1 pseudogene is annotated in these 293 nt (G+C 47.4%); it reads right to left on the bottom strand.

The features are described from left to right. A pseudogene (locus AACW06_RS20330) lies at positions 1-250 on the bottom strand (type VI secretion system tip protein VgrG); the annotation flags it as partial. Positions 251-293: the final 43 nt, after the last annotated feature.

Below are 293 nucleotides of genomic sequence, written 5' to 3'. Positions count from 1 at the left end.
TAATGCCATGCACGCGCTGTACTACAATGCCATCACGCAGCATCTCTAACTGCGCCGGTTTGTCCACCAGCTGCACAGCTTTGATGGTTGATTGACGACTCGCCAGTTTTATCTCGTAGCGAAAACCATAACAGGTTTGACCGTTATCTAAGGGCTTATCCGACAACGATTCGACCCCTTGATATTCACGCACCACTAAGGTGTCGTCTGCCAACCCATCCACTTTGAGCCTAAAACTTAACGTCGCCATTTATCTTCCCTTCCACATTTGAATGTCGAAAAACCTTAAGCTC

The organism is Vibrio sp. S12_S33 (assembly GCF_963889785.1).
Classification (GTDB): domain Bacteria; phylum Pseudomonadota; class Gammaproteobacteria; order Enterobacterales; family Vibrionaceae; genus Vibrio; species Vibrio aestuarianus.
The sequence above is the reverse complement of the archived record's forward strand: the minus strand, read 5'-3'. Positions and strand labels throughout refer to the sequence as shown.